This window comes from Streptomyces sp. SBT349, assembly GCF_001083795.1.
In the GTDB taxonomy this organism is placed as follows: Bacteria; Actinomycetota; Actinomycetes; order Streptomycetales; family Streptomycetaceae; genus Streptomyces.
The window spans coordinates 1-2,985 of the sequence record NZ_LAVK01000558.1 but is presented as its reverse complement, the minus strand read 5'-3'; the positions used below and the strand labels follow the sequence as shown (position 1 = coordinate 2,985).

Genomic DNA, 2,985 nt, shown 5'->3' with positions numbered 1-2,985 from the left:
CCCCCCCACCCCTCCCGCCCGCCCCCGCCGAGGCGCCCCCCGAGACGCCCCGCCGAGCCATCCCCGGCTCCCGACGGCCGGCCGCGCCGCACGCCGGGCGCCGCCCATCGCCCGCCGCACGGCCACCGGCCGTCGGGAGCACCCGCCCGCCCACGGAAGGGAGGAGCCCTCGTGGCCACCTCCACGCCGGTCGTTCCGGCGACCCCGCGGCCCCCGAGGCAGCCGTTGCGCAACCTCCTGCACCGGCTCGACCTCAAGGGCGCGCCCTACGCGTTCGTCCTGCCGTTCTTCGTCGTCTTCGGCGCCTTCAGCCTCTACCCGCTGCTCTACACGTTCTGGATCTCGCTGCACCGCGTCGAACTGGCCACGCTGGACACCATGGAGTGGCAGGGCCTGGGGAACTACACCCGGCTCCTGGAGGACGACCGCTTCTGGAACGCCCTGGCCAACACGTTCACCATCGGGGTCCTCTCCACCGTGCCGCAGCTGCTCATGGCGCTCGGCCTGGCCCATCTGCTCAACTACCGCCTGCGCGGCTCGGCCTTCTTCCGCGTCGCCGCGCTGACGCCCTACGCCACCTCGGTCGGCGCGGCGGCGCTGGTGTTCACGATGCTCTTCGAGCGCGACTTCGGCATGATCAACTGGGCGCTCGGCCTGGTCGGCGTGGAGAACGTCGACTGGGAGAACCAGAAGTGGCCCGCCCAGATCGCCATCTCCTCCATCGTCATCTGGCGCTGGACCGGCTACAACGCCCTGCTCTACCTGGCCGCCATGCAGGCCATCCCCCGGGACCGGTACGAGGCGGCGGCGATCGACGGCGCCTCGCGCTGGCAGCAGTTCACCCGGGTCACGGTCCCCGGCATCCGGGCCACGATCGTCTTCACCATCGTGCTGTCGACCATCGGCGCCACCCAGCTGTTCGGCGAGCCGCTGATCTTCGGGCAGGGCCCCAACGGCGTGACCGGCGGCGCGGACAACCAGTACCAGACGCTCGGCCTGCTGCTCTACGAGGAGGGCTGGCGCAGCTACCAGATGGGCCGGGCCGCGACGGTCGCGTGGGCGATGTTCCTGCTGCTCGTCCTGGTCTTCGTCCTGTACCGCGTGTACCGCGCCCTCGCCCGCGCACGGGTCCGGGCGTCCCGTTCCCGAACGCGCTGACCACCCCCCGTCGCTCCATCCCTTCCTCAGCCAGGAGCCATGGCATGACCACCGATTCGCCGCCCGCGCGCGCGCCCCGGCGCGCATGGATGGGCCTGGGCGCGGGGCGCCAGCACCACGCCGGGCCCGTCGCCTACATCCTGCTCGGCATCGCCGCGCTGGTCTCCCTCTTCCCCCTCTACTGGACGCTGGTCGCGGCCTCGACCGACAACACCCGCGTCAGCCGGACCCCGCCGCCGTTCCTCCCCGGGCCGAACCTGTTCACCAATCTCCGCGCCGCGTGGGAGGACGCGGCCATGGGGAAGGCGCTGACCAACAGCCTGATCGTCGCGGGCACCATCGCGCTGTCGACCGTGCTCTTCGCGACGCTGGCGGGCTTCGCGTTCGCGAAGCTGCGCTTTCGGGGGCGCAACGTGCTGCTGATGCTGGTGATCGGCACGATGCTGGTGCCGCCGCAGCTGAGCGTCGTCCCGCTGTTCATGATGATGAGCGACCTGGGGTGGGGGCAGACGCTGCCCTCCGTCATCTTCCCCACGCTGGTCAGCGCGGTGGGGGTCTTCTTCATGCGGCAGTACCTCGGCGAGGCGCTTCCCGACGAGCTGGTCGAGGCGGGCCGCGTGGACGGGGCGCACTCGCTGCGGATCTTCTGGAGCATCGTCCTGCCGGTGGCCCGACCGGCGATGGCGGTGCTCTTCATGATCACGTTCGTTCACGCGTGGAACGACTTCTTCTGGCCGTTCATCGCCCTGAACATGGAGAACCCCACGGTCCCCGTCGCCCTCACCCAGCTCAGCGCCGGCTATGTCCGCGACCAGTCCCTCATCATGGCGGGCGCCCTGCTGGGAACGCTGCCGCTGCTGGTGATGTTCATCGTCTTCGGCCGCCAGATCGTCGGCGGCATCATGCAGGGCGCGGTCAAGGGCTGAACGGCCGCGGCGCACCCCGCGGCCCCCGCCGCCGGATCCGCCGCGGCGAGGCGGTCAGTCGTCGCAGTCGTCCCCGCCGCCGGTGCTCGAACCGCCCCCCACGGTGGTGCGGCCCAGGGAGCCGCGGCCCCCGCCGCTGGATCCGCCCCGGCCTCCGCCGCCGCCCGAGGTGCGGCCGGGCGCGGCGACCTGCTGGACGTCCTCCGAGCCGTCGGCCGGGACGCCGTCCCGGACGCCGCCCTGGACGGGCGCGGGCGGGGGTGCGGAATCACAGTCGTCGTCGTTGCCGCAGGCCGCGAGCAGGGGCGCCGCCAGCGCCAGCATGACGGCGGCAGGGATGGTGCGGTTCATGTTCGGCCCCCCGATTGCTTCGCTGTGCGGCCCCGAACGGGACCGCACCGAAGGGGAGTCGCGCCGGGCCACTCCCGGTTCCCGCGCGGCGGCGCCTTTTTCCCGGCCGCCCGCGCCGGGCGCCTGCGCCGGCGCCCGGGGGTGGCGCGTTCGGACAGGACAACCGGGCCACCGGGACGAGGCCCCGGTGGACAGCCGGGCGATAGGGGGCGGCGCGGGGGCGCGGTGAGGATGTCGGCCTGGTCACCCCCGTCCGAGGAGTCCCATGGCCCACCCCCGACCCGACCGCCGCTACAGCCTGCTGGGCGCGCCCTTCGACGGCGCCGCCACCTCGGCAGGCCCGGCAGCCGCTATGCCCCCGCCAGGATCCGGCAGGCGATGAGCTGGATCCTCCAGCGGCGGGAGGGCGGCCGGATCTACTGCCTCGACCACCCGCCCTCCACCCCTTCCCCCCCCCCCCCCCCCGCGAGCGTCTCTTTTTCACATATTACGCTGCCGCCGACGAGGAGAATGTGGAAGTCTGTCGGTGGCGGGGTATTCTTACAAAACA

The 2,985-nt window shown here is 72.7% G+C and carries 3 protein-coding genes; 2 read left to right on the top strand and 1 reads right to left on the bottom strand.

Translation table 11 applies throughout. From position 1 onward, the window contains the following. Window positions 1-171: 171 nt before the first annotated feature. Entirely contained in the window at window positions 172-1,158 is a 987-nt protein-coding gene (locus ADY01_RS34545; protein WP_049580737.1) for a carbohydrate ABC transporter permease, read from the top strand. A gap of 44 nt (window positions 1,159-1,202) precedes the next feature. Then, window positions 1,203-2,084 (top strand): carbohydrate ABC transporter permease, encoded by an 882-nt coding sequence (locus ADY01_RS34540; protein WP_049580736.1) that lies wholly within the window; start codon window positions 1,203-1,205, stop codon window positions 2,082-2,084. A gap of 54 nt (window positions 2,085-2,138) precedes the next feature. Here ADY01_RS34540 and ADY01_RS34535 read toward each other — a convergent pair whose 3' ends face one another. Further along, window positions 2,139-2,435 carry a hypothetical protein gene (locus ADY01_RS34535; RefSeq protein ID WP_049580734.1) on the bottom strand — a complete coding sequence of 99 codons (297 nt, stop codon included), beginning with the start codon at window positions 2,433-2,435 and terminating at the stop codon, window positions 2,139-2,141. Window positions 2,436-2,985: the final 550 nt, after the last annotated feature.

Excerpts from the sequence above, each read along its gene's own strand:
- ADY01_RS34540 (WP_049580736.1), top strand. The coding sequence starts at position 1,203 with ATGACCACCGATTCGCCGCCCGCGCGCGCGCCCCGGCGCGCATGGATG.
- ADY01_RS34535 (WP_049580734.1), bottom strand. The coding sequence starts at position 2,435 with ATGAACCGCACCATCCCTGCCGCCGTCATGCTGGCGCTGGCGGCGCCC.